The organism is Nonomuraea sp. NPDC003560 (genome assembly GCF_042878785.1).
Classification (GTDB): domain Bacteria; phylum Actinomycetota; class Actinomycetes; order Streptosporangiales; family Streptosporangiaceae; genus Nonomuraea.
The window spans coordinates 87,819-110,475 of record NZ_JBIAOF010000016.1 but is presented as its reverse complement, the minus strand read 5'-3'; the positions used below and the strand labels follow the sequence as shown (position 1 = coordinate 110,475).

Below are 22,657 nucleotides of genomic sequence, written 5' to 3'. Positions count from 1 at the left end.
AGGAGACCCCGTGGGCGCAGTGATCATGAACAGCGCGGTGTCGGTGGACGGCTTCATCGCCGACGGCAACGACGACGTCGGCCCCCTGCACGACTGGTACTGGAACGGCGACACCCCGCTCACGCCGGGCGACGACCCGGACTACGACCATTCCGGCGCCGGCGGCCGCTTCAGGGTGTCCAAGGCGTCGGCGGAGTACGTCCGGCCGATCTGGGAGTCGGTCGGCGTGATCATCATGGGCCGCACGCTGTTCGACCTGGTGAACGGCTGGGAAGGACGGCCGCCGGCGGGGGAGCACGTGGTCGTGGTGTCCCACCGGCCCAAGCCCGAGGGCTGGCACCCCGAGGCGTCCTACCATTTCGCCGCCGACGTGACGGCCGCCGTCGCCCGGGCCCAGGAGCTGGCCGGGGACCGGGTCGTCAGCGTGAACGCCGGCGACGTCGGCGGCCAGCTGCTCGCGGCCGGTCTGGTGGACGAGGTGGCGATGGACGTCGTGCCGGTGGTGTTCGGCTCCGGCAAGCCCTACTTCGGCCGCGTCGCCGGGCAGCACCTCCTGGCGGACCCGCACATGGTCGTCCAGGGCGAGGGGGTGCTGCACGTGCGGTACAAGGTGCGCCGCTAGTCGCGGCCGACGATCCGCGCGAGGTCCCTCCGGAACGCCGACCCGTCCAGCGACGGGTGGCTCATCCGCCGGTCGGCCAGGATCGCGGCCGAGCCGCGGAAGCTAGCCTGACGCCGTGAGCTCCGTTCTGCTGTGGTGCGCGCTCGTCGGCGTCGCCCTCCTGTACGGCGCGGCCGTCCGCGGCACGGCCGGGGTCACGATCGCGGCCGTCGCGGCCCTGGTGGCGGCGGCGACGGCCGTCGCGGCGGCCCGCGGCTGGCCGCCGCAGGCGCTGGCGGGCGTGGCGCTGGTGGCGGGCGGCGTGGGCGCGGTCGTCTGGGCGTTCGGGCGGGCGCACCGGCGGGGCCGGACGCGGCGGGCGGCCCTGGCCGAGCACCGGGCGGCGCGATCGCGGGCGGCCGCGGCCGTGGCGGACACCGTGCGCCTCAGGATGGCCGCCGAACTGCACGACACCGCTGCCCACCGGCTCACCGGCATCGCGGTGGCCGCGGCGTCCGCGCTGCACGTGGCCGACCCGGCGATGCGGGAGTCCGCCCTGCGCCACGCCGGGGACGCCGCCCGTCTGGCCCGCGCCGAACTGGCGGGCGCGCGGGAGGCCGTCTGCGACCTGCCGGCGATCGACGCCCTGGTCGCCGGCCGGCCCGGCCCCGGCGCGGACCCCGGCCGGGTCGGCTACCGCAGGACGGCCGCCGCCGCCCCGCCCGAGGTCGCGGCGGCCGCCTACCGGGTGGTCCAGGAGGGCCTCACCAACGCCGCGCGGTACGCGGGCGGCGCCCGGGTGGACGTCGCCGTCCTCGGCGAACCCGGCCGGCTGACCGTCGAGGTGCGCGACACCGGCGGCGCGCGGGAGCACGACGACCTGGGCACCGGCCACGGCCTGTCCGGGCTGGCCACGACCGTGGCGGCCTGCGGCGGCACGCTCACGGCGGGCCCGGACGCCGGCGGCTGGACGGTCCGGGCCGCCTTCCCCGCCCCCGCCGGGCCGCCCCCGTTCCGGCGGGCGTGGTGGCGCGGGCGGCGGGCCTGGGACGCGGCGCTGGCCGGGCTCGCCGTCGCGTTGACGATGGGGGCGAGCCTGCTGCCGGGAGGCACTCCGGCGCCGCGCGAGTTCCTCGTGCTCGGCCCCCTCTTCGTCCTGCACGCCCTGCCTCTGTGGTGGCGGGTGCGGCGGCCCGCGTGGAGCCTGGCCGCGATGTTGTCGATCCATCCGGTGGCGATGGCCGGCCTGACCCCGACCCCCGCGGGCGACCTGTTCCTCTGGGCGTGGTGGGTGGAGCTGGCCCAGCTCTACGCCTTCGGCGCCCACCACCCCAGGCGCCGGGGCGTGCTCGCGATCCTCGCCGTCGGCCTGGTGGGCGGCCTCGCGCTGGCCCTCGGGCCGGGCATCGCCGGCGACCGGACGGCCGCCTGGGCGGTGCTCGCCACGGCCGTGGCGCTCCTGTCGGCTCCGGCGTGGGCGGCGGGCGTCCTGGTCGGCCGGGCGCGGGCGCGGCGGCGGGCGGCCGCGACCGCCGAACGCGACCTGCTGGCCGGCCGGCTGGCGGACGTGGCGCGCGGCGAACGCGAGCGGATCGTCGAGGGCCTGCGCACCACGGCCGCCCGGCACGCGGACGCGGTCGTCGCGGCGGCCGGGAAGGGCGACCTGGCGGCGGTGCGCGACGCCGCCCGCGCCGCGATCGACGCGCTCCGGCGGCTGCTGGACGAGCTGCGCCGCCCCGCCGGATCCGACGGCCCGCCGCCGACGCTCGCCGGGCTGGAGCTGCTGGCCGCCCGGCGTCAGGCGGGCGTCCGCCATGTCGGCGACCCTGACGGCCTGACGCCGGAGCTGGAGGTCGGCGTGTTCCGGGCCGTCGAGGAGCTGGCCGGGGACCGGATCACCGTGTCGTACCTGCCCGACGGCGTGCTCGTCGAGGGCACGGCGGCCCGGCGCGCCCGCCGCCGGCTGCACACCCTGGCCGACGGGTACGGCGGGACGCTGGCCACCGGCGGCCCGGACGACGTGCGGGTATGGTTGCCCGGATGATCAGGGTGATCGTCGTCGACGACCAGGCGGTGGTCCGGGTCGGGATCGCCGCGGTGCTGGCCGCCGAACCCGACCTCGACGTGGTCGGGCAGGCCGCCGACGGCGAGTCCGCCGTGGCGCTCGCCGCCGAGCTGCGCCCGGACGTGGCGCTCATGGACGTCCGGATGCCCGGCCTCGACGGGCTCGCCGCCACCGCCCGGATCACCGCCGGCACGCCGGGCACCCGGATCGTCGTGCTGACCACGTTCGGCCTGGAGGAGTACGTGTTCGGCGCGCTGCGCGCGGGCGCGTCCGGGTTCCTGCTCAAGGACGCCGAGCCGGCGCGGGTCGTGGACGCGGTGCGGGTGATCGCGCGAGGCGACGCGCTGCTCGACCCGGTGATCACCCGGCGGCTGCTCGAACGCTTCGCCGCGGCCGCCGACCCCGGCCCGCCCGCGCGGCCCGACGGGCTCACCGCCCGCGAGCGCGAGGTGCTCGGGCACGTCGCGCGCGGGCTGTCCAACGCCGAGATCGCCGCCGTCCTGGCGCTCAGCCCGGCCACGGTCAAGGATCACGTGGCGGCGATCCTGGCCAAGCTGGGCGTGCGCGACCGGCTGCACGCGACCATCCACGCCTACGAGTCCGGCCTGATCCGTCCCGGGGCCGGCTGACCCCCGCCGCGTGGCGGGGGCACGGTTCGGTCGCCGGCAGGAGGAGACGCGGCGCGCGCGTTCCTAACGTTGTGGCACATGAAACGTGTGTCAGGCGCGATCCTGCTGGTGGTCGCCGAGATCGCCGCGGTCGCCGCCGGGGCTGTGGTCTTCCTGCTCGTGGCGGCCGTGACGGCCGCCGTGCCGCTGTTCGCGGGGGCGGGGGTGCTCGCCGTCGCCGCCGTCTCCTGGCTGCTCGGACGTCCCGCGCTCCGCCTGCTGGGGCTGCCCCGGCTGGTGCCGCCCTACGTGGTGGTGAACACCGTGGCGGTTACCGCCCTCGCCGGGCTGGCGGTCTTCCGGCCCTTCCCCGTCCCGCCGCCGGCCGCGACGCCCGCCGGGGTCGCGTACTGGCAGCTCCCGACGGGCTCCCGGCTCGCCTACGTCAAGCTCGCCGGATCCGGCACGGCCGGCCGCCCGCCCGTGATCTTCCTGCACGGCGGCCCGGGCACGCCAGGGGAGGGGCTGCCGGAGGGCGGCGAGGAGCTGGCCGCCGCCGGGTTCGACGTCTACGCCTACGACCAGCTCGGCGCCGGCCGCTCGACCCGGCTGGCCGACCCGTCCGGGTACACGGTCGCCCGCCACGTCGCCGACCTGGAGGCCGTCCGCCAGGCCATCGGCGCCCCGAAGATCGTCCTGGTGGGCAGGTCGTGGGGCGGCACCCTGTCGGCCGCCTACCTCGCCGCCCACCCCGACCGGGTGGCCAAGGCCGTGCTCACCTCGCCGGGCGCGATCTGGGAGCCCGCCTTCCCCGGCGGCGTCGGCAGCCCGTGGGACGGCCTGCCCGCCCCCCTCCAGGCCCAGGCCGACGCGCTGACGAGCTCCCCGCGCATGCTGGTCCAGTCGTTGCTCCTGGGGGTGAACCCGGCCGCGGCGCGGGCGCTGGTGCCCGACGCCGAGGCCGACGCCCGGATGCGCGCGCTGCTGCTGGTGGCCAAGGACGCCACGGGCTGCGCGGACGCGAAACCCGCCCCCGTGCACGGGAACCTGCCCGGCTTCTACAGCAACCAGGTCACCGCCGAGGACGCCGCCGCCGTGCCCGACCCGCGGCCCCGGTTGCGCGGGGTACGGGTGCCGGTGCTCATCATGCGCGGGCAGTGCGACTACCTCAAGTGGGAGGTCACCTACGACTACCGGCGCACCCTGCCGGACTCGACCCTGGTGTACGTCCCGGGCGCCGGCCACTCGATCGCCAACGGCCGTCCCGACCTCTACCGCGGCCTGATCCGCGCCTTCCTCCTCGACCGCCCGCTGCCCGTCCCCGCCTACACCGGCGCCACGGATCCCGCCCGCTCCTAGACGCCGCCGCGCGTTCCGGGATCGGTGATCTTAGGATGCGGGTGACTTCAGGGGCTCCGCCGGGCGGCGGGGCGGGAGAGGAGAGCGCGTGGAGCCGGACGAACGGCTACGTCACAGCTCGTCATTCGGAGCCGCGGCGGCCGCGTACGCCGAGCACCGGCCGGACTACGCGCACGCCGCCGTGCGCTGGGCGCTGGAGACGGCGCCCGGGCTTCGGGTGCTCGACCTCGGGGCCGGCACCGGCAAGCTGACCGCGACGCTGGTCGAGCTGGGCGTCGAGGTCGTCGCGGTCGAGCCCGACCCGGCGATGCTGGCCGAGCTGCGCCGGGCGCTGCCGGACGTCCGCGCCCTGCCGGGCAGTGCCGAGGCGATCCCGCTGCCGGCCGCGTCCGTCGACGCGGTGCTGGCCGGCAACGCCATGCACTGGTTCGACATGGCCGTCGCGGGGCCCGAGATCGCCAGGGTCCTGGCTCCCGGCGGCGTCCTGGCCGGCCTGTGGAACGTGCTCGACGACGGCGTCGACTGGGTGGCCGGGCTCGCGCGGGCCGGCGGCGGCGAGGCGGTCGGCCCGCGCGACACGCCCGCCGCCTGGCGCGTAGAGACGGCCGGGATGCACCTGCCCAGGTCGGGCGCGCCGCGGTTCGGGACGCCGGAGCAGGACCAGTTCCCGCACGGCCAGCGCCGCACCGCGGACTCCCTCGCCGAGACGCTCGCGACCAGGGCGGGCATGCTCGTCATGCCCGAAGGGGAACGCGCGGCCCGGCTCGGCCGGATCCGCGCCTACCTCGCCGGCCGGCCCGAGACCGCCGACGGCGAGTTCACCCTGCCGATGCTGACCGCCGTGTTGCGCGTCCGGCGGTTGTGAGGGCGTCCGAGCCAGGGCCGTGAAGAGGTTTCACCTGCCGATAGATGCGAAAACAACGATCAAGCGGCCTCCCGTCGGACGGTGACGGCCGGGAAGGCGGTGCCGAATGTCCGGAGCGCCGTTGTACGACACCATCGGAGCGGCCTACACCACGACGCGGCGCACCGATCCGCGCATCGCCGCGCGCATCTGGGCCGCGCTCGGCGACGCCCGGACCGTGCTGAACGTCGGCGCGGGCACCGGGTCCTACGAGCCGCCCGATCGTTACGTCCTGGCCGTGGAGCCGTCGGCGCTCATGCGCTCGCAGCGCCCGGCGGAGGCGGCGCCGTGCCTGGCCGGGTCCGCCGAGCGCCTGCCGTTCGACGACCGGTCCTTCGACGCCGCCATGGCCGTCTCGTCGGTCCACCACTGGCCGGACGTGCTCGGCGGGCTGCGCGAGATGCGGCGGGTCGCCCGGCGCGTGGTGGTGTTCACCCACGACACCGGCGACGCCGGCTGGCGCGACCGGTTCTGGCTGTCCCGCGACTACCTGCCCGAGGTCGCCGGCCTCGTGGCAGGCCGGCCCTCGGTGACCGAGCTGGCGGCGGCGATCGGGGCCCGGCTGGAAGCCGTGCCCATCCCGTGGGACTGCGCCGACGGCCTGTTCGAGGCCTTCTGGCGCCGGCCGGAGGCGTACCTGGAGGAGGACGTCCGCCGCGGGATGTCGGTCTGGGCCAGGCTCGGGCCGGACGTCGAGCGGCGCGCGGTGCGCGACCTGCGTGCCGACCTCGCCTCCGGCCGGTGGGCCGCACGCAACCGGGACCTGCTCGAACTCGACGAGGCCGAGCTCGGCCTGCGCCTGCTGATCGCGTAGCCCGGACCGGCGGCCTTCCTCGGCGGTCGCGGAATGCGTGAGAGGTCTTCGTCCGTTGTCGCCGCCGTGGACGATCTCACCCCCGCGGAACTGCGCGTCCTGGTCGCCGTCGACGGCGAGGGCAGCGTCACGGCGGCCGGCGTACGGCTGGGGCTGACCCAGTCGGCCGTCTCGCACGCCCTGCGCGCCGCCGAGCGGAAGATGGGAGCCGTGCTGTTCCGGCGGGGCCGCGCCGGCGCGCGGGCCACCGCGGCGGGGCGGGCCGCGGTCGGGCACGCCCGGCACATCCTGCGGCTCATGGAGGTCATGCGGGCCGACACGCGCACCGCCGCCCGCGGCGAGGCCACCGGGACCATCCGGCTGGCCGCCTTCCGCAGCGCCGCCTTCCACCTGCTGCCGCGCGTGCTGGTCCGGTTCGGCCGGCGGCACCCCAAGGTCACCGTGGACGTGCGCGTCGTCCCGGACCTGGGCAGGGGCATCGCCGGCGAGGTGGCCGACGGCCGGGCCGACGTGGGCGTCCTGACCCTGCCGATGTACGTGGACGGCCTGGTCTGCAAGGAGCTGTACGAGGAGCCGTACGTGCTGGCCCATCCGCTGGGGCATCCGGACCCGCGGTCGCTCCCCATGATCGACTGGCACGAGAACTGCTCGGGCGAGACCCGGCGCTGGCTGGCCGCGCAGGAGTGGATCCCGCCCGGCGACATCACGGTCGAGGACGACGGCGTCGTCATGTCGATGGTCGGGCACGGGCTCGGCGCGGCGATCGTGCCCCGCCTGTCCACGGTGGACGCCCCGGCCAGGGTCGCCACGGCCGGGCTCGGCGAGGGCGCCCCCCGCCGCCGGGTGGGCTACGTCACCACCCGCGAACTGGCCGGTTCCGCGCTGATCCGCGACCTGCTCGGGGAGCTGCGCACCCTCCGGACGCCCGCCGCCCCGGCGGCGGCCACCCATCCATGAGCCGCTGCTGACGACCGTTTGGCGGTGCGCTGCCCTGGTCCGGGTACGGTCCCTGGCATGGAAGAGGTGCCGTCGCCGACGGACGACATCGTGCGCCGGCTGATCGGCGCCGCCAACGCGCACGACGTCGAGGCGGTGTCGCGGTGTTACGCGCCGGACGCGGTCGTCGTGAGCCCCGAGATGGAGGCGGGCGGTCATGAGGAGATCGCCTCCTATTTCACCCAGATCTGGGACGGCTTTCCCGACCTGCACTTCACGCTGTGGGAGACCGTCGCCCTGGGCGACACGATCGCCACCGAGCTGACGGCGACCGGGACGCACTCCGGCCCCTACCTGACGGTCGGGGGCGAGGTGCTGGCCGCGACCGGCCGCCAGATCACCGTGCGGGCCTGCTGGTTCTGGGACCTGCGCGACGGGCTCGTCTCCAGCCAGCGCCTCTACTACGACCAGCTGGAGATCTACTCCCAGATCGGCCTGTGCCTGCCCCTGGCCTTCGAGCCCCCGGACACCGGGGCCACGGAGGAGGCCGGGGACGCCAGGTGACCCGCCGGACAATGGCGCAGGCCCTCACGGCCTGATGCGGCTGTGAGGGCCTGCGCACGTCCGGACGGGCGTCAGCCGGAGCGGTGTCCGCCCACCTGGCGGGCCTGCTCGCGGGCCTGGTCGGCGGTGGCGGCGGCCGCCTCCGACGCGCTGTCCTTGACCTGCTGGACGGCCTGCCCCGCCAGCTCCTTGGCGTCCTGGCCGAGCTGCTGCGCCGACTCGCGGCCGGCTTCCACGACCGGCTCCAGCACGTCGCCGACCTGCTCGCGGAGCTGGCCGACGGCCTGCTCCTCCGCCTCGGTGGCGGGGATGAGCGTGGCGGCCAGCAGACCGGCGCCGAAGGCGATCAGTCCGGCCGCCAGGGGGTTGCCCTGGGTGCTCCGCCTGGCCTGCTCCGGCGCGGCCCGTACGGTCTCGGCCGCGACGTGGGCGCCGTGCCGCACGGTGCCGGCCGCCTGGTGGGCGCCCTCCATCACCGCGTGGCCGGCCTGGTGCGCCCCCTCGCCCACCGAGCCGGCGGTGGCGGCGACGCTGTGCCGCGCCCGTCCGGCGGCATGGGACGCGCCGTGGGAGGGGGTTCCCATCACCCGCTCCCGCAACGAGCGCGCCGCCTCCCGCACCCGTTCGGTACGGCGGCGCGCGATCCGCGCCGGGCTGGTCCGGTCGGCCAGCCGGTCCACGTCGGCCGCGAGTTCGGCCCTCGTGGCGGCGATCTCGTTTCTCACTTCCTCAGGTCGCGTGCCCATTGCGCGTCCTCCTTGAGCGTCTCGATGGTCTGCTCGGGTCTGGGGTTGATCTCGCGCAGCCGGTTGCGCCCGTTGACGTACAGCACTCCGCCGATGACCGCCCAGACGACCGCGAGAACGAGCGCGGCCCAGCCCAGGCCCATCACCTCGCCCAGGCCGAACATGACGGCCAGGGTCACCAGCAGCGCGATCATGTAGCCGGCGAAGCCGGCGCCGCCGAGCATCCCGGCCGCCTTGCCCGCCTTGGTCGCCTCCTGGCGGAGCTCGATCTTGGCCAGCTCCACCTCCTGGCGGAACAGTTTGGAGATGTCCTCGCCGATCTCGCCGACCAGCTGGCCGAGCGTCGGTTCCTCGGGCTGCGCGGTCATGGCAGGTCACTCCCGGCGCCGTAGGCGGGAGCGGCCGGGGCGGCCGGTGGCGTGGTGAGCGGCGGCACCGGGCGGGTGTCGTCCTGCCCGAGGGGGTCGCCGAGCGGCCGGTGCAGCGGTTGCGGCGGCGCCGTGCCGGGTTGCGCGACGCTCGGCAGGGTGGGGTCGGCGGGCGGCGGTGGGACCGCGGGCTGGGAGGCCGTCCCTGAGCCGTCGCCGGAGGCCTTGATGACGCGGCCCACCAGGAAGCCCGCGGCCAGGGCGCCGGCCAGGAACGCGGCCGGGCGGCGGCGGGCGAAGCTCTGCACCTCGCCGACCACCCCGGCCAGGCCGTGCCTGTCGAGGTAGTCGGCCGCGCGCCTGCCCTGGTCGGCGGCCTGGCGTACGACGTTGGTCACCGGCGAGTCGGGCTTGGCCTGCTCGTGCATGGCCGACAGGTCCTCCGACCACTCCCGCAGGCTCTGCGCGGCACGCCTGCTCTGCTGCTCGGACTGGGCGCGCACCCGGTCGCGCAGCTCGTCGACGGCGTTCCTGGCCTGGGCCCTGGCCTCGCCGGCCACCTGGACGCCGGCCTCCCTGGCGGTCCCGGCGACCTCCTGCGCGGCGGCCTTGCCCTGATGGAGCGTTCCCTCCTGGCCGGTCCCCGTCGGGTATTCACTCATGGGTGCCCTCCTCGTGGGATTGATGCCGCCTGTGGCTACCCGGACGGCCTTCGCCAAACCAAAAACACCCCAACGCAGGGCAAAGAACGTGAAAAGGGGATCGGCGTCCCGCGCTGCTCCGATGGCGCTCCGAGCGTGTTCGTGCGGGGTCGCGAACCGCCCTGAAGTGCGACTATTCGCGTTACACGGCTGAGCATGGGTAGGGAGGCGCCAGACCTGGTCAATCCGTTGTGGCCCTTCCTAAGGAACCAAGCATGAACGAGTCGCACCCGCTCAAGTCCGCCGTGGAGAAGGTCGTCGGCGCCGTCACCGATCACGGCGCGGTGCAGCCGGCCGAGATCCCCGGCGTGCCCAACAGCCTGCCGCCCGAGCTTGAGGAGCCGACCGAACCGCGGGAGCCGCTGCCGCCCAAGCCGGACCAGACCGGGCCCGAGACCGTCTCGCCCACCGGGCAGCCGACCGGCGCCTCGCAGGACCAGATGGCGCAGGGTGGCGAGTACCTGACCACCGCCCAGGGGCTGCGGCTGCGTGACACCGACCACTCGCTGAAGGCCGGCCCGCGCGGCCCGGTGCTGCTGCAGGACCACCACCTGCGCGAGAAGGTCATGCACTTCGACCACGAGCGCATCCCCGAGCGGGTGGTGCACGCCCGCGGCGCCGCCGCGCACGGCGTGTTCCAGGCGTACGGCACCGCCTCGAACATCACCAAGGCGGCCTTCCTCGCCGAGGGCGCCAAGACCCAGGTCTTCGTCCGCTTCTCCACCGTGCTCGGCTCGCGCGGCTCGGCCGACACCGTCCGCGACACCCGCGGCTTCGCCACCAAGTTCTACACCGCCGAGGGCGTGTTCGACCTGGTCGGCAACAACATCCCGGTCTTCTTCATCCAGGACGGCATCAAGTTCCCCGACGTCATCCACGCCGGCAAGCCGCATCCCGACCGGGAGATCCCGCAGGCGCAGAGCGCGCACGACACGTTCTGGGACTTCGTCTCCCTGCACACCGAGGCCACCTTCCACACGATGTGGAACATGTCCGACCGCGGCATCCCGCGCTCGTTCCGCATGATGGAAGGCTTCGGCGTGCACACCTTCCGCCTGGTCAACGCGGCGGGGGAGACGACGCTGGCCAAGTGGCACTGGAAGCCCAAGCTCGGCGTGCACTCGCTGACCTGGGAGGAGGCCCAGATCGCCGGCGGCGTCGACCCCGACTTCCACCGGCGCGACCTCGCCGACGCCATCGAGGCCGGCGCGCACCCGCAGTGGGAGCTGGGCATCCAGGTCTTCCCGGACACGCCGGAGCAGATGTTCGAGGGCATCGACCTGCTGGACCCGACGAAGATCGTGCCCGAGGAGCTGGCCCCCGTGCACCCGGTCGGCCTGATGACGCTCAACGCCAACCCGTCGAACTTCTTCGCCGAGACCGAGCAGGTCGCCTTCCACGTCGGGCACCTCGTGCCGGGCATCGACATCACCGACGACCCGCTGCTGGCGGCGCGGCTGTTCTCCTACCTCGACACGCAGATCACCCGCCTGGGCGGCCCGAACTTCGCGCAGATCCCCATCAACCGGCCGCACGCGCCGGTCAACGACATGCTGCGCGACGGCTTCCACCAGACGGCCGTCCACCGCGGGGTGGCCCCGTACCGGCCGAACTCCCTGGACGGCGGCTGCCCCTTCCAGGCCGGCGCCGAGCAGGGCGCCTACGTCGAGGTGCCGCTGGAGGTCGCCGGACGCAAGGTGCGCGAGGCGCCCGCGACCTTCTCCGACCACTACAGCCAGCCGCGGCTGTTCTGGCTGAGCCTGTCCCCGGTCGAGCGCGAGCACCTGATCAGCGCCTACACCTTCGAGCTGGGCAAGTGTTACGAGCAGGCGGTCAAGGAACGCCAGCTCCGGGTGCTGGCCAACATCGACCCGGTCCTGTGCCGGGAGGTCGCCGACGGCCTCGGGCTGCCCGCCCCCGAGCCCACCGTGCCGCTCGCCGACCCGGCGCCGAGCCCGGCGCTGTCGCAGGTCGGCCGGGAGTGGCCGCTGGACGGCCGGATCATCGGCATCGTCGCGGACGAGACCAGCGACCTCGGCGTCGTGGGCGCCGTCCGCCAGGCCGTGCTCGACGGCGGGATGACGCCGCTCGTCATCGCGCCCAAGGGCGGCATGCTGGGCGGCACGCTGGCCGTCCAGCGCACCTTCGCCACGGCCCGCTCCGTCGAGTTCGACGCCGTGCTGCTGGCCGGGGCGCCCGCCCCGGGCGACGACGCGTACGGCGCCCGCGACGCCAAGGCCGGCGACGGCGGCACCCCGGTCGACCCGCGCGTGCTGCTCCTGGTCGGCGAGGCGTACCGGCACGCCAAGGCGGTGGGCGGCTGGGGCACGGCCGCGCAGGCGCTGCAGGCCGCCGGGATCCCCGCGCAGGCGCCGGGCGTCGTCACCGGCCAGGACGGCGAGGGGGTGCTGCGCGACGTGCTCGCCCTGCTGCCCCTGCACCGGGTCTGGGACCGCTTCCGCGTCCACCCCGACGTGGCCTGAGCCGGCAGAACCGCCCTCCCATCGCGCGCCGCGACGCCAGGTCGCGGCGCGCGACGCGTGTTCCGGCCGGGCGCGATGCCGCCGCCCCGGCCGTGAAAGCAGATCGCCCCACCGGTGGAGTAGGGGTGTGACTGCCCATTCGACGGCCCGTCCGACGGTCCGGAACCGCACCGGCCCGCCGGCGGCGATCAGCGACGAGGCCCTGCTGGAGCTCTCGCGCCGCCGCCCCGAGCGGTTCGGCGAGCTCTACGACCGGTACGTCGGCGAGATCCACGCCTACCTGGGCCGCCGGCTCGACCGGCAGGCCGCCGACGACCTGACCGCCGAGGTCTTCCTGGCCGCCTTCAGCAAACGCGCGACGTTCGACCCCCGGCGCGGCATGGTCCGCCCCTGGCTGTACGGCTTCGCCGGCAACCTGATCGCCCTGCACCGGCGCACCGAGGCCCGGCGGCTGGCCGCGTTGCAACGCAGCGCGGGCGCGCACGAGGAGCCCGAGCACGGCCACGAGGAGCGCGTCGTCATCCGCGTGGACGCCCAGAGCGAACAGGGCCGGCTCGCCGCCGAGCTGCGCGCGCTGCCCGACGGCGACCGGGACGTGCTGCTGCTCAGCGCGCTGGCCGAGCTGAGCCATGAAGAGGTCGCCCAGGCCCTCGACATCCCGTACGGAACCGTCGGCTCGCGCCTGTCGCGGGTGCGCAGAAAACTTCGGGCCGCCCTCGGCGGCGTCAACCCTTTGCACGGAGGCTCGGATGGATGACTACCGGGCGGTCCGGGACCTGCTGCCCGCACCGCCGCTGCGACCCGAGATCGAGCGGGCCGGCCGCGCCCGGCTGGACGCCGCCGTCGCCCGGGAACGCCGCCGTCCGGCGGGCCGGACCACGAGGCGGCGCGCGTGGGCGGTGCTCCTGGCCGCGGCCGCCGCCGCGATCGCCGTCCCGCGGCTCATGCCCCCGCCGGACGGGCCCGCCCGCCCGGCCGCGCTCACCCAGGCGGACGGCAAAAGGTTCCTGCTGGTCGCGGCGGACTCGGTCGCCGCGCTGCCGGACGCGGGCGCCTGGTGGGGCGGCACGGAGGTGCGCGGCCGCCTGTTCCGCGAGCCCGGCGGCCGGTACGTGCTGCGGGAGAGCGAGTCGGTCGAGACGTGGATCCCGGCCGACCCCGAGGGCCTGACCTGGCACCGGAAGGTCCCGCAGGGCATCGTGCCGGCGACACCGCAGGACGAGGCCGCCTGGGCCGCCGACGGCTCGCCCACGTCCTGGACCTTCGACCAGCCGGCGGAGGACGGCCGGACCGGGGTCGTGCGGGCCCGGCCCGGCCCGCCGCGCACCTGGTCCACCGAGGACTGGGACTTCCGCGTCCTGACCGCGGGCAGGCCGCTGACCAAGGCCGGCGAGGTGCCCGACACGCCGGAGGCGCTGCGGGCCTACCTCGGTTCCGACGACCGCGCGACCATCGACGCGGCGGCGCGGCTGCTGCTGTTCGCGCCGGTGACGAGCCGGACCAGGGCCGCCGCCTACCGGCTGCTCGCCTCCCTGCCCGGCGTCACCGCCGTCGGGCCGGTGACCGACGTGCTGGGCCGCGCCGGTCAGGCGGTCGAGTACGACGCCGGCGAGTTCGCCCCGACCGCCCGGCCGGGCGCGGCCAGGACCCGGCTGGTGATCGACCCGGTCTCCGGCAGCCCGCTTTCCGTCGAAACCCGTTCCGCCGCCGACGGCCTGCTCCTGACGTACATCGCGATCAAGGACAGCCGCTGGGCGGACGTCAACCCCTTGAAGGAGAACCGATGAGACACACCCGTGCCCTCGCCGCCGCCGGTCTGGCGCTGGCCGCCGGCATCGCCGGCATCGCCGGTACCGCCGCCACCGCCGTCCCGGCCTCGGCCGACGCGCCCGAGGGGGCGTACTGGCGGGTCGAGTCGATCCGCACCAGCGTCCATCCCCGCGCGGTCGGCAGCGGCTACCACCTGACCCAGCGCAACGTCAGCACCCACTGGTCGTCGCCCGATGGCAAGGGCTGGAGCGGGTACCGCGACCTGGGCGCCAGGCCCGCGACCGCGAAGGACGAGGCGGCCTGGCGCGCCGACGGCTCGCCGACGAGCTGGGCGTACCGGACGGAGGGCATGAAGATCCGCCTGTCCACCGCCCCCGGCAAGGGCACCCTCGTGGCCGAGAAGCGCCCGCCCGGCTTCCGGCTGGGCGACGAGAAGTACGTGAGCCCCCAGCAGCTCCAGTCCCTGCCCGCGGACGCCGACGGGCTGCGCACGTACCTCACCGCCGACGTCGACGCCTGGATCGACAAGGCGGCGCGGGAGGCCACGACCACCGACCCGAAGGCGCGCAAGCAGGACTGGCTGGACCGTCGCGACCGGTACGTCGCCGAGGAGGCCGTCACCCTGCTGTACGCGGTCCCGGCTCCCGACAAGGTCAGGGCCGCCGCCTACCAGGTGCTCAGGACCACCAAGGGCGTGGACGACCTCGGCGACGCCAAGGACCCGCTCGGCCGCTCCGGCCGGAAGCTGGCGCTGCCGGTCCTCGCGGGCAAGGGCGCCGTGCTGCGGCAGCAGTACGTCGTGGACACCACGGCCATGACGGTGCTGGCTGAGTACACCGACCTCAAGGACGGCGGCAAGCCCGTGCTCGGCAAGACCGGCGTCACGACGATCACGGCGGCCTGGACCGACGACCGGCTCGCGGCCCCGCGGATTCCCTAGCCGCCCTGCCGGCCCGCGGGAAATCCGGATGCGGACGGCGGGCGGGGTGGTGTGTGATCGGGGGATGACGATCGAGACGGGCAGGCCGGGAATCGACGGACTCGGCGACGTGGTGCGGCTGCTGGGGGAGTGGCAGCGCGAAGGAGAGCCCGTGCAACTGCATCCGGGCGACCTGGGATGGTTCTGGCGGTTCGGCCCGGGGCGCACGGCGGCGGCCACCCTGACCTGGAGCCGGGCCGGGCAGGTCGTCGCGGCCGGTCTGCTGGACGGCGCCGACCTGCTGCGGCTGGCGTTCGCGCCGGGGGCGGCGCAGGACGAGGAGCTGGCCCGCCGGGTGGCCGGCGACGTGTCGGAGCCCGCACGCGGGGTGCTGCCCGAGGGGCGGGCGTACGTCGAGTCGCCGCCGGGCGCGCTGGTGCGGGACCTGTTGCTGAAGGACGGCTGGGCGGCCGACGACCCGTGGACGGTGCTCGGGCGCGACCTCGGCGCGCCTGTCCCGGATCCCGGCGTGCACGTCGAGGCGGTGGGGCCGGAGCAGGCGCCCGAGTGGGCCGCCGTCATCCGGGCGTCGTTCGACGGCTCGACCTTCACCGAGGAGCGCTGGCACGCGATGGCGGCGGGCGTCCCGTACGCCGGCGCGCGGTGCCTGCTCGCCCGCGACGACCAGGGCGCGGCGGTGGCGGCCGTGGCGGTCTGGTCGGCCGGTGCGGGCAGGCCGGGGCTGATCGAGCCGATGGGGGTGCACCGGGACCACCGGGGGCGCGGGCACGGCCGGGCGATCACGGTCGCCGCGGCGCGCGCGCTGCGGGAGGCCGGCTCGTCCAGCGTGCTCGTGTGCTGCCCGAGCTCCAACGCCGGTGCCGTCGCCACCTACCGGTCGGCCGGCCTCGAACGGCTGACGGAGAGGCACGACGTGTCCCGCCACCCCTCCTGAGGCGTCCCGCGCGGCGGTCAGGCGGTGTGCAGGGTGCGGAAGCGCGCCGGGTTCGCCGGGTCGCGGTCGGCGACCTGGATCGGGGGCCAGGCCCACTGCCAGACGCCGATGCCCGGCGCGCGGGAGAACCGGATCGGCCCCCGGGTGCCCTCGACCGCGACGTGCGGCCAGGATCCGGCGACGGCCACCCGGTCCACGCCGTGCGACCGCAGTGCCTCGGCCACCACGGTGACCGTGTCGTAGCCCTCGAAGGCGACGAACGACGGCGTCGCGGCCAGCCGCTCGCGAAGGGCCGCCGCCACCCGCACGCCCAGAGGGCTCAGGCTCTCGGGCAGGTAGCGCAGGAACGGGATCGCGGCGCCGTCGTCGCCCAGCGACTCGGCCCACCCCGGGAACTCCGGCTGCCCGGCCGGGGCGCCGATCAGGGTCCCGGCCAGACGCCGGTCGCGGCGCACGGCCCGCACGATCGGCACCGCCGGCTCCGGGTGGCCGACCAGGAGAAGCAGCGCCGTCGCGCCGTCGCGGGCGAGTTCGTCGCACACGGCCGCGGGGGTGAGCGCGGTCAGGTCCAGCTCGGTGACCGTGCCGCCGCGGGCGGCGAGGTGGTCGCGCAGGACGCCGAGCCCCGACGCCCAGTAGACGCTCGGCTGCGTCGCCACCGCGACGCGCTCGTGGCCCGCGCCGAGGAGGAAGTCGGCGAAGATCCGCCACCCGCGCGACTGCGCGGGGGCCAGGCGCGCGACCCACGTCGCGGGCTCTTCGGTGAGCGCGTCGAGGACCGCCGAGGAGCAGAGGAACGGCAGGCCGACGGCCTCGGCGCGGGCGGCGGCGGTCCGGGCGACCACGCTGTGGTACTCGCCGGTCAGCGCGGCCACCCCGAGCCGGGCCAGCTCGTCCACGGCCGCCGCCGCCTTCTGCGGGTCGGCGGCGGTGTCCCGGACCACCAGCTCCAAAGGCCGGCCGCCGATGCCGCCGGCGTCGTTGACGTCCCGCACGGCCAGCTCCAGCCCGGCGAGCAGGTGGCGGCCCGCCTCGACCCAGCCGGGCGGGGTGAGCGGGACGAGCGCGCCGATCCGGACGGACGGCCCGCCGGCCCGCTCGGCCCCCGGCTGCGACGACGGCGTGCTCATGCGCATGATCTCCCTGAACGTGATGATCCGATGGCCCAGTATGCCGGGATCGCGGCGTCGCGACGACGCCGGGGCCGGGGTGCGGGCCGTCCCCGGCCGGAGTACGGCGATCTTGAACCGCCCGACGCGCGTGGCGTCGTCCCTCTACGGTGACTCTCCGTTATTTTGCGAGATGGATGAGGGGGATCCGTAGTGACTGATTCGCGTGGGACCGTGTCCCGCAGGTTGTTCGTCAGCGGCATGTTCGCCGCCCTGGGCGCCGTTCCGTCGGCCGCCGCCGGAGCGTCCGCGGGGCCGTCCGCGGGGCCGTCGGCGGGGAGGGCCGCCGAGACGGCCGGCAGGAGGGTGCTGCGGGCCGCGCCCGCCACCGTGTCCCTCGGCGGACGGACGGTGTCCACCTGGGCCTACGACGGCCTGCTGCCCGGCCCGACCATCCGCGCCACGGCCGGCGGCACCGTACGGGCCAGGCTCGTCAACGACCTGCCCGCGCCGACCACCGTGCACTGGCACGGCATCAGGATCGCCGCCGACATGGACGGCGCGCCCGGCCTCTCGCAACGGCCGACCCGGCCCGGCGGGACGTTCGACTACGTGTTCACCGTCCCCGACCCGGGCACCTACTTCTACCACTCCCACGTGGGCATGCAGAGCGACCGCGGCCTGTACGGCCCGCTGATCGTGGAGGACCCGTACGAGCCGCTCGGGTACGACCAGGAGTTCACCGTCGTCCTCGACGACTGGCAGGACGGCGTCGACGGCACGCCCGACGACACGCTGCGCGCGCTGAGCACCACCCCGCACGACGACACCCTGAGCAGCCACGTCCTCGGCGGCACGTCCGGGCACGCGCGCTACCCGTACTACCTGGTCAACGGCCGTACCGCCGACGAGCCCACCATCTTCATGAGCCGTCCCCGCGTGCGCGCCAGGTTCCGGGTGATCAACGCGGCCGCCGACACCGCCTTCCGGGTGGCGCTCGGCGGCCACCGCCTGACCATCACCCACACCGACGGTTTCCCGGTCAAGCCGGTCACCGTGGACACGGTCGTGATCGGCATGGGGGAGCGCTACGACTTCGTCGTCACGCTCGACGCGGGGGCGTTCCCGCTGATGGCGATGGCGGAGGGCAAGGCCGGGCGGGCGTTCGCGGTGGTGCGCACCTCGCCCGGCGCCCGCACGCCGTCACCGGACGGCGCCGTGCCGGAGCTCCAGCGGCGGCAGCTCGCCTACCAGGACCTCCAGGCGCGCCGCCGCGACCAGCTGCGCCCGCCGTCCAGGACGGTCACCGTCACGCTCGGCTGGCGTCAGGGCACCTCGGGCAGCGAGTGGCCGCTCAACGGGCACCTCGCCGACGACCCGCTGCGCCTGCGGGTCGAGCGGGGCGAGACGATCAGGATCGTCATGCACAACGACACGCACATGTGGCACCCGATGCACCTGCACGGCCACACCTTCCAGGTCCGGACCACCGAGCGCGGCGGACCGCGGAAGGACACCGTGAACGTCATGCCGTACAAGCGGATCAGCATCGACGTGCACGCCGACAACCCCGGCGAGTGGATGTTCCACTGCCACAACCTCTACCACCAGGAGCAGGGCATGATGGGCCTGCTCGGCTACGGCAGGCCCCCGAAGCGCCGGCACGTCATGAGCCACTGACCGGCGTCCGCGCGGTCGTGTGCAGGTATCCGGCGGCGGCGGCCAGCAGCGAGGTCCCCCAGAGCAGGAAGACCGGGTAGGTCCCGGCGAATCCCCAGCTCCCGTCCAGGACCTCGGCGCCGCCGCCGGGCGCGCACCCGCGGGTGACGCCGAACGCGAGGCAGCTCGTCATCATCGCGCCGTACTGGCCGACCAGCATGCCCACGGCCGCCGCCGGGACCGCCGCGAGCGCGCGCGGCACCCGCCGTCCTCCCGCCAGGGGCACCCAGCGCGGGACGATCTGTCCCCATCGGGCGATCAGTCCCAGGGTGAGCAGGCCCCCGGCCACCGGCCCGGCGACGAGCAGCACCCAGAACACCGCCGAGCCGCCCAGCTCCGCCAGGCCCGCGCGGGAGCCCTCCGCCACGCCCAGCGGCAGGCCCAGCCCCCACAGCAGGTGCGGCACCGAGAAGCCCAGCATCGGCAGGACGGCCGCCGTCCAGGTCGCCGCCCTGGCCCAGCGGGCGGGCCGGACCGTCCCGTCGGCCCGCCGCCGGTGCGGCCGCGCGGCGGTACGCGTCCCGAAGCGGACGGCCGCCAGCGCCAGCAGCACCCCCAGCGCGGCGGACAGCGACTGCCGGGCCAGCGCGGGGTCGTCGAGCTTGCCGAACGCCAGCCGCATGACCAGGTTCCCCGGCGCCACCAGCACGAGCGCGGCCGCCGCCGTCCAGCCTGCGGCCAGCAGCGCGGGCCGTGTGAGTGATCTCATGGCCGCCCACGGTAGGCCGCGCGGCCCGCCCCCGATCTCCCTCCCGAGGGGGAACCGCCTCCCCCTCGCGGGCCGGCGCCCGGCGGATCAGCCGGCGCCCTCCTGCGGGGCGCCGGAGGCGCGCAGGCGCTCGCTGTTCTCCTGGAGCTCGTCGATCAACCGGGACGCCTCGGCCTTGCTCAGCCCGCCGGGCACCTCCCTGCCCACCTCCCTGGCCAGGGTGTGCAGGTAGGACTCCTGCGGGCCGGTCATGGGCTCGTCGCCGGTCGTCCACTCGTCGGGGTCCTTCTCCGCCGGTCCGTGACTCATGCTGACTCTCCTCGAACTCACGTTCTCCTGGGTCAGCACGCCATGCCCGAACAAGCGCGCCGCAAACGCGAGGTCGCCCGCCGGTGGTCCGGCGGCTCTGTCCGGGCAGTGCGGGCACTCACCTGACCGCGCGGCGGAAATGCCCGGGTCCGGGAAGTTCCTGCCATACTGGCGGGCGTGATGCGCAGGGTCGCGGCCGTGGTCGGGGACCTGGTCGCCGCGTTCGAGCTCGGGATCGTCTGCCAGGTGTTCGGGCTGGACCGCACCGACGACGGGCTGCCCGTGCACGACTTCGCGGTCTGCGCGGCGGAGCCCGGCGCCATCCCCACGACCTCGGGGTTCGCCGTCCACGTCGAGCACGGGCTCGACCGGCTCGCCGAGGCGGACCTGGTGGCCGTCCCGGCCTGGCCGCGGCTCGACGCGCCCGTCCCCGCCGCCCTGCTGGCGGCGCTGCGGGAGGCGGTCGGGCGCGGCGCCAGGGTGCTGACCGTCTGCACCGGCGCGTTCCTGCCGGCCGCCGCCGGGCTGCTCGACGGCCGGCGCGCCACCACCCACTGGCAGTTCGCCGACCTGCTCGCCCGCCGCCATCCCCGGATCACCGTCGAGCCCGGCATCCTGTACGTCGAGGACGGCCCCGTGCTCAGCAGCGCCGGAGCCGCGGCCGGGATCGACGCCTGCCTGCACCTCATCCGGCTGGAGTACGGAGCCGCCATGGCCAACGCCCTGGCCCGGCGCCTGGTCGTGCCGGCCCATCGCGCCGGCGGGCAGGCCCAGTACGTCGAGGCGCCCATGCCGCCGCGGCGCACCCCGTACGAACTGGCGGAGCTGCTCGACTGGATCCAGGAGCACCTCGACCGGCCACTGACGGTGGAGGCGCTCGCGACGCGCGCGGCCATGTCGCCGCGCACGTTCGCCCGGCGGTTCAAGGACCTGACCGGCACCACCCCGCACCGCTGGCTGCTCGAACGCCGCCTCCAGCTGGCCGAGGAGCTGCTGGAGACCACCGATCTGAGCGTGGACGCCGTGGCCGTCCGAGCCGGGTTCGGTGGCGCCGACACCCTGCGCCACCATTTCGCCGCCCGGCGCCGCGTCGCCCCCGCCGCCTACCGCCGCGCCTTCCGCCGCCTTCCGTGACGCCGGTCCCTACAGGCGCGCCACGGGCCCGTCCGGCGCGCGGGCGGGGGAGAAGGGGCCGCTCAACGCCGCCCACTGCAGCAGCATGATGGTTTTGGCGTCGGCGATCTCGCCCCGCTCGATCAGGTCGAGGGCGTGGTCGAAGTCGAGCTCCACGACCTCGATGTCCTCGCCCTCCGCCGCGACCCCGCCGCCCGCCGAGGTGCGGGTCGCGGCGCTGTACGGCGCGGCGTAGAAGTGCAGGCGTTCGGTCACCGACCCCGGGCTCATGTAGACGGAGAAGACCAGCTCGACCTCGCCGACGGTGTGGCCGGTCTCCTCGGCGGCCTCGCGCCGGATCGCCTCCTCCGGCGCGTCGTCGTCCAGCAGCCCGGCCGCGGTCTCCAGGAGCATCCCGTCGGGGTGCCCGTTGACGTAGGCGGGGTAGCGGAACTGCCGGGTCAGCAGGACGGTGCGGCGGGCGGGGTCGTACAGCAGCACGGTGGCGCCGTTGCCGCGGTCGTAGGTCTCCCGCTGCTGGGTGCTCCAGCGGCCGTCGGCGTGCTGGTAGTCGAAGGTGGTGGTGCGCAGGACGTACCAGTCGCAGGCCAGCAGCCGCACGTCGCGCACCCGCACCCGGGGGTTGCCGGTCAGGTCGCGTCCCGCCTGGTCCAGGCCGGTACGGCCACGCCGGTCGGGCGCGTCGAGGCCCGCGGTCACGACGACCGTCCGCGCCGGGCGGACGCGCCCGCCGTGGGGAGGTGGCAGCCGGGCGGAACCGGCCTGTCCGCCGCTCTGCCCGCGCAGGCCGGAGCGGGCTGTCGTGCCGATCGTGCCGTCATGTCGCCCTTTCGTCAGGGGTGCCGGATCCCGGTCACCGAGTATGGCAGGAAATTCCCGTATATGAGCAGTACTGCCACTGCCTCGCGATCCCCCTCCCGCGCAGACTCGGACCATGACCGCAAGCACGTACCCCCGTTCCCCGCTCGTGCCCTCCTTCCCGCTGCCCGGCCAGGGGAAGGAGCGTCACGCCGTCGCCGTTCCGGCGCCCGGCCGCGGGCCGCAGCACTGGGCCGGCGCGCCGAGCGCCACGCTCGACGCCGACGGCACGTACGTCCTGGCCTACCGCGTACGCGCCGGCGGCGAGGACCACAACGCGGTGGCCCGCTCCGCGGACGGCGAACGGTTCACCACGGTCGCCGTCCTGCCGCGCGGCCGCTTCGGCGCCGCGATGGTGGAGCGCCCCGCCCTGGTACGCCTGCCGTCCGGCCGGTGGCGGTTGTACGTCAGCTGCGCCACGCCGGGGACCAGGCACTGGTGGATCGGCGTCGTCGAGGCGGCGTCCCCGGAGGGCCTGGCCGGGGCGGACGTCCGGCCGGTGCTCACCGGCGACGCCCGCACCGGCGTCAAGGACCCGGTGATCCGGTACGACGGCACCGGATGGCGGGCCTGGATCTGCTGCCACCCGCTGGAGACGCCCGGCGGGGAGGACCGGATGAGCACCGCGTACGCCACCAGCCACGACGGGCTGAACTGGCGGCCGCACGGCACCGTCCTCACCGGCCGCCCCGGCTCGTGGGACGCCCGCGGCGCCCGGCTGACCAGCGTCCTGCCCGACGGCCGGGCCTGCTACGACGGGCGGGCCTCGGCGGCGGAGAACTGGCGCGAACGCACCGGCCTCGCCACGCCCGCCGGCGCGACCGGGGCCGGCGGAGCGCCGCTGCTGACGCCGGTGGACGGGCCGCCGGTGGCCGACGTCCGCTACCTCGACGTGCTCCCGCTCCCCGACGGCGCCCACCGCGTCTTCTACGAGGCCCGGCTCCCCGACGACAGCCACGAACTGCGCACCGAACTCGTGACGTGACAGGCCCGGCCGTCGCCCCGGCGGCCGCTCCCTACAATGGC

At 75.7% G+C, this 22,657-nt stretch carries 23 protein-coding genes; 16 read left to right on the top strand and 7 right to left on the bottom strand.

All coding sequences use genetic code 11. The features are described from left to right. Positions 1–10 precede the first annotated feature (10 nt). The 8 genes from ACFYUV_RS44880 to ACFYUV_RS44845 all read left to right on the top strand — a co-directional run bounded on the left by ACFYUV_RS44880 (position 11) and on the right by ACFYUV_RS44845 (position 7,851). On the top strand, positions 11–622 hold the full coding sequence (locus ACFYUV_RS44880) for a dihydrofolate reductase family protein (protein WP_387680629.1): 612 nt from the start codon (positions 11–13) through the stop codon (positions 620–622). A gap of 115 nt (positions 623–737) precedes the next feature. Continuing rightward, positions 738–2,645, top strand: coding sequence for a sensor histidine kinase (locus tag ACFYUV_RS44875; protein WP_387680626.1), 1,908 nt, complete (start codon positions 738–740; stop codon positions 2,643–2,645). Then, positions 2,642–3,295: a response regulator transcription factor gene (locus tag ACFYUV_RS44870; protein ID WP_357977843.1), complete on the top strand. Its 654-nt coding sequence runs from the start codon at positions 2,642–2,644 to the stop codon at positions 3,293–3,295. The genes ACFYUV_RS44875 and ACFYUV_RS44870 overlap by 4 nt, the downstream gene beginning before the upstream one ends. A gap of 78 nt (positions 3,296–3,373) precedes the next feature. Then, positions 3,374–4,633, top strand: coding sequence for an alpha/beta fold hydrolase (locus tag ACFYUV_RS44865; RefSeq protein WP_387680623.1), 1,260 nt, complete (start codon positions 3,374–3,376; stop codon positions 4,631–4,633). 88 nt (positions 4,634–4,721) lie between these two features. Next, complete coding sequence (locus ACFYUV_RS44860) at positions 4,722–5,498, top strand: class I SAM-dependent methyltransferase (RefSeq protein ID WP_387680620.1); 777 nt, start codon at positions 4,722–4,724, stop codon at positions 5,496–5,498. Between the two features lie 121 nt (positions 5,499–5,619). Further along, positions 5,620–6,351: a class I SAM-dependent methyltransferase gene (locus ACFYUV_RS44855; protein WP_387680617.1), complete on the top strand. Its 732-nt coding sequence runs from the start codon at positions 5,620–5,622 to the stop codon at positions 6,349–6,351. Between the two features lie 66 nt (positions 6,352–6,417). Continuing rightward, complete coding sequence (locus ACFYUV_RS44850; protein ID WP_387680614.1) at positions 6,418–7,308, top strand: LysR family transcriptional regulator; 891 nt, start codon at positions 6,418–6,420, stop codon at positions 7,306–7,308. 57 nt (positions 7,309–7,365) lie between these two features. Then, the gene (locus ACFYUV_RS44845) at positions 7,366–7,851 is read left to right on the top strand and encodes an ester cyclase (RefSeq protein WP_387680612.1); all 486 of its coding nucleotides are present in this window, start codon (positions 7,366–7,368) and stop codon (positions 7,849–7,851) included. A gap of 71 nt (positions 7,852–7,922) precedes the next feature. Here the strand turns inward: ACFYUV_RS44845 and ACFYUV_RS44840 are convergent, their stop codons facing one another. Genes ACFYUV_RS44840 through ACFYUV_RS44830 form a run of 3 tightly spaced genes read right to left on the bottom strand, consistent with a single transcriptional unit; the run spans position 7,923 to position 9,627 of the window. After that, positions 7,923–8,576, bottom strand: a complete 654-nt coding sequence (locus tag ACFYUV_RS44840) for a DUF3618 domain-containing protein (RefSeq protein WP_387680609.1) — start codon at positions 8,574–8,576, stop codon at positions 7,923–7,925. Next, the gene (locus ACFYUV_RS44835; protein ID WP_358012454.1) at positions 8,573–8,965 is read right to left on the bottom strand and encodes a phage holin family protein; all 393 of its coding nucleotides are present in this window, start codon (positions 8,963–8,965) and stop codon (positions 8,573–8,575) included. The genes ACFYUV_RS44840 and ACFYUV_RS44835 overlap by 4 nt, the downstream gene beginning before the upstream one ends. Then, positions 8,962–9,627 carry a hypothetical protein gene (locus ACFYUV_RS44830; protein ID WP_387680606.1) on the bottom strand — a complete coding sequence of 222 codons (666 nt, stop codon included), beginning with the start codon at positions 9,625–9,627 and terminating at the stop codon, positions 8,962–8,964. The genes ACFYUV_RS44835 and ACFYUV_RS44830 overlap by 4 nt, the downstream gene beginning before the upstream one ends. 254 nt (positions 9,628–9,881) lie before the next feature. On the opposite strand from ACFYUV_RS44830, the gene ACFYUV_RS44825 reads away from it, so the two are divergent. The 5 genes from ACFYUV_RS44825 (at position 9,882) to ACFYUV_RS44805 (ending at position 15,793) form a co-directional block, all read left to right on the top strand. Beyond that, entirely contained in the window at positions 9,882–12,149 is a 2,268-nt protein-coding gene (locus tag ACFYUV_RS44825) for a catalase (protein WP_387680603.1), read from the top strand. Between the two features lie 127 nt (positions 12,150–12,276). Next, positions 12,277–12,906 carry an RNA polymerase sigma factor gene (locus tag ACFYUV_RS44820; protein ID WP_387680601.1) on the top strand — a complete coding sequence of 210 codons (630 nt, stop codon included), beginning with the start codon at positions 12,277–12,279 and terminating at the stop codon, positions 12,904–12,906. Next, a complete protein-coding gene (locus tag ACFYUV_RS44815; protein ID WP_387680598.1) occupies positions 12,899–13,936 on the top strand; it encodes a hypothetical protein in 1,038 nt (345 codons plus the stop codon). The genes ACFYUV_RS44820 and ACFYUV_RS44815 overlap by 8 nt, the downstream gene beginning before the upstream one ends. Next, complete coding sequence (locus ACFYUV_RS44810) at positions 13,933–14,859, top strand: hypothetical protein (RefSeq protein WP_387680595.1); 927 nt, start codon at positions 13,933–13,935, stop codon at positions 14,857–14,859. Before ACFYUV_RS44815 ends, ACFYUV_RS44810 begins: the two co-directional genes overlap by 4 nt. Before the next feature lie 64 nt (positions 14,860–14,923). Then, positions 14,924–15,793, top strand: coding sequence for a GNAT family N-acetyltransferase (locus ACFYUV_RS44805; RefSeq protein WP_387680593.1), 870 nt, complete (start codon positions 14,924–14,926; stop codon positions 15,791–15,793). 17 nt (positions 15,794–15,810) lie between these two features. Here the strand turns inward: ACFYUV_RS44805 and ACFYUV_RS44800 are convergent, their stop codons facing one another. Further along, a complete protein-coding gene (locus tag ACFYUV_RS44800) occupies positions 15,811–16,923 on the bottom strand; it encodes an ABC transporter substrate-binding protein (RefSeq protein ID WP_387680590.1) in 1,113 nt (370 codons plus the stop codon). Positions 16,924–17,136: 213 nt separating this feature from the next. On the opposite strand from ACFYUV_RS44800, the gene ACFYUV_RS44795 reads away from it, so the two are divergent. Continuing rightward, a complete protein-coding gene (locus ACFYUV_RS44795) occupies positions 17,137–18,582 on the top strand; it encodes a multicopper oxidase family protein (RefSeq protein ID WP_387680587.1) in 1,446 nt (481 codons plus the stop codon). Here the strand turns inward: ACFYUV_RS44795 and ACFYUV_RS44790 are convergent. Both ACFYUV_RS44790 and ACFYUV_RS44785 read right to left on the bottom strand, forming a co-directional pair. Then, entirely contained in the window at positions 18,569–19,330 is a 762-nt protein-coding gene (locus tag ACFYUV_RS44790) for a hypothetical protein (RefSeq protein ID WP_387680585.1), read from the bottom strand. The two genes, ACFYUV_RS44795 and ACFYUV_RS44790, sit on opposite strands and share 14 nt — an antisense overlap. An 87-nt stretch (positions 19,331–19,417) precedes the next feature. Further along, positions 19,418–19,639, bottom strand: coding sequence for a DUF3072 domain-containing protein (locus ACFYUV_RS44785; protein ID WP_387680582.1), 222 nt, complete (start codon positions 19,637–19,639; stop codon positions 19,418–19,420). A 180-nt stretch (positions 19,640–19,819) separates the two neighbouring features. Between ACFYUV_RS44785 and ACFYUV_RS44780 the strand changes: the two genes are divergently transcribed. Further along, entirely contained in the window at positions 19,820–20,773 is a 954-nt protein-coding gene (locus ACFYUV_RS44780) for a helix-turn-helix domain-containing protein (protein WP_387680993.1), read from the top strand. Positions 20,774–20,782: 9 nt separating this feature from the next. Here ACFYUV_RS44780 and ACFYUV_RS44775 read toward each other — a convergent pair whose 3' ends face one another. Further along, a complete protein-coding gene (locus tag ACFYUV_RS44775) occupies positions 20,783–21,472 on the bottom strand; it encodes an NUDIX domain-containing protein (RefSeq protein WP_387680580.1) in 690 nt (229 codons plus the stop codon). Between the two features lie 235 nt (positions 21,473–21,707). On the opposite strand from ACFYUV_RS44775, the gene ACFYUV_RS44770 reads away from it, so the two are divergent. Next, on the top strand, positions 21,708–22,616 hold the full coding sequence (locus ACFYUV_RS44770; protein ID WP_387680577.1) for a hypothetical protein: 909 nt from the start codon (positions 21,708–21,710) through the stop codon (positions 22,614–22,616). The last annotated feature ends 41 nt before the right edge of the window (positions 22,617–22,657 follow it).

Excerpts from the sequence above, each read along its gene's own strand:
- ACFYUV_RS44805 (WP_387680593.1), top strand. The coding sequence starts at position 14,924 with ATGACGATCGAGACGGGCAGGCCGGGAATCGACGGACTCGGCGACGTG.
- ACFYUV_RS44815 (WP_387680598.1), top strand. The coding sequence starts at position 12,899 with ATGGATGACTACCGGGCGGTCCGGGACCTGCTGCCCGCACCGCCGCTG.
- ACFYUV_RS44790 (WP_387680585.1), bottom strand. The coding sequence starts at position 19,330 with ATGAGATCACTCACACGGCCCGCGCTGCTGGCCGCAGGCTGGACGGCG.
- ACFYUV_RS44800 (WP_387680590.1), bottom strand. The coding sequence starts at position 16,923 with ATGAGCACGCCGTCGTCGCAGCCGGGGGCCGAGCGGGCCGGCGGGCCG.
- ACFYUV_RS44770 (WP_387680577.1), top strand. The coding sequence starts at position 21,708 with ATGACCGCAAGCACGTACCCCCGTTCCCCGCTCGTGCCCTCCTTCCCG.
- ACFYUV_RS44865 (WP_387680623.1), top strand. The coding sequence starts at position 3,374 with ATGAAACGTGTGTCAGGCGCGATCCTGCTGGTGGTCGCCGAGATCGCC.
- ACFYUV_RS44870 (WP_357977843.1), top strand. The coding sequence starts at position 2,642 with ATGATCAGGGTGATCGTCGTCGACGACCAGGCGGTGGTCCGGGTCGGG.
- ACFYUV_RS44780 (WP_387680993.1), top strand. The coding sequence starts at position 19,820 with ATGCGCAGGGTCGCGGCCGTGGTCGGGGACCTGGTCGCCGCGTTCGAG.
- ACFYUV_RS44785 (WP_387680582.1), bottom strand. The coding sequence starts at position 19,639 with ATGAGTCACGGACCGGCGGAGAAGGACCCCGACGAGTGGACGACCGGC.
- ACFYUV_RS44810 (WP_387680595.1), top strand. The coding sequence starts at position 13,933 with ATGAGACACACCCGTGCCCTCGCCGCCGCCGGTCTGGCGCTGGCCGCC.
- ACFYUV_RS44835 (WP_358012454.1), bottom strand. The coding sequence starts at position 8,965 with ATGACCGCGCAGCCCGAGGAACCGACGCTCGGCCAGCTGGTCGGCGAG.
- ACFYUV_RS44830 (WP_387680606.1), bottom strand. The coding sequence starts at position 9,627 with ATGAGTGAATACCCGACGGGGACCGGCCAGGAGGGAACGCTCCATCAG.
- ACFYUV_RS44845 (WP_387680612.1), top strand. The coding sequence starts at position 7,366 with ATGGAAGAGGTGCCGTCGCCGACGGACGACATCGTGCGCCGGCTGATC.
- ACFYUV_RS44825 (WP_387680603.1), top strand. The coding sequence starts at position 9,882 with ATGAACGAGTCGCACCCGCTCAAGTCCGCCGTGGAGAAGGTCGTCGGC.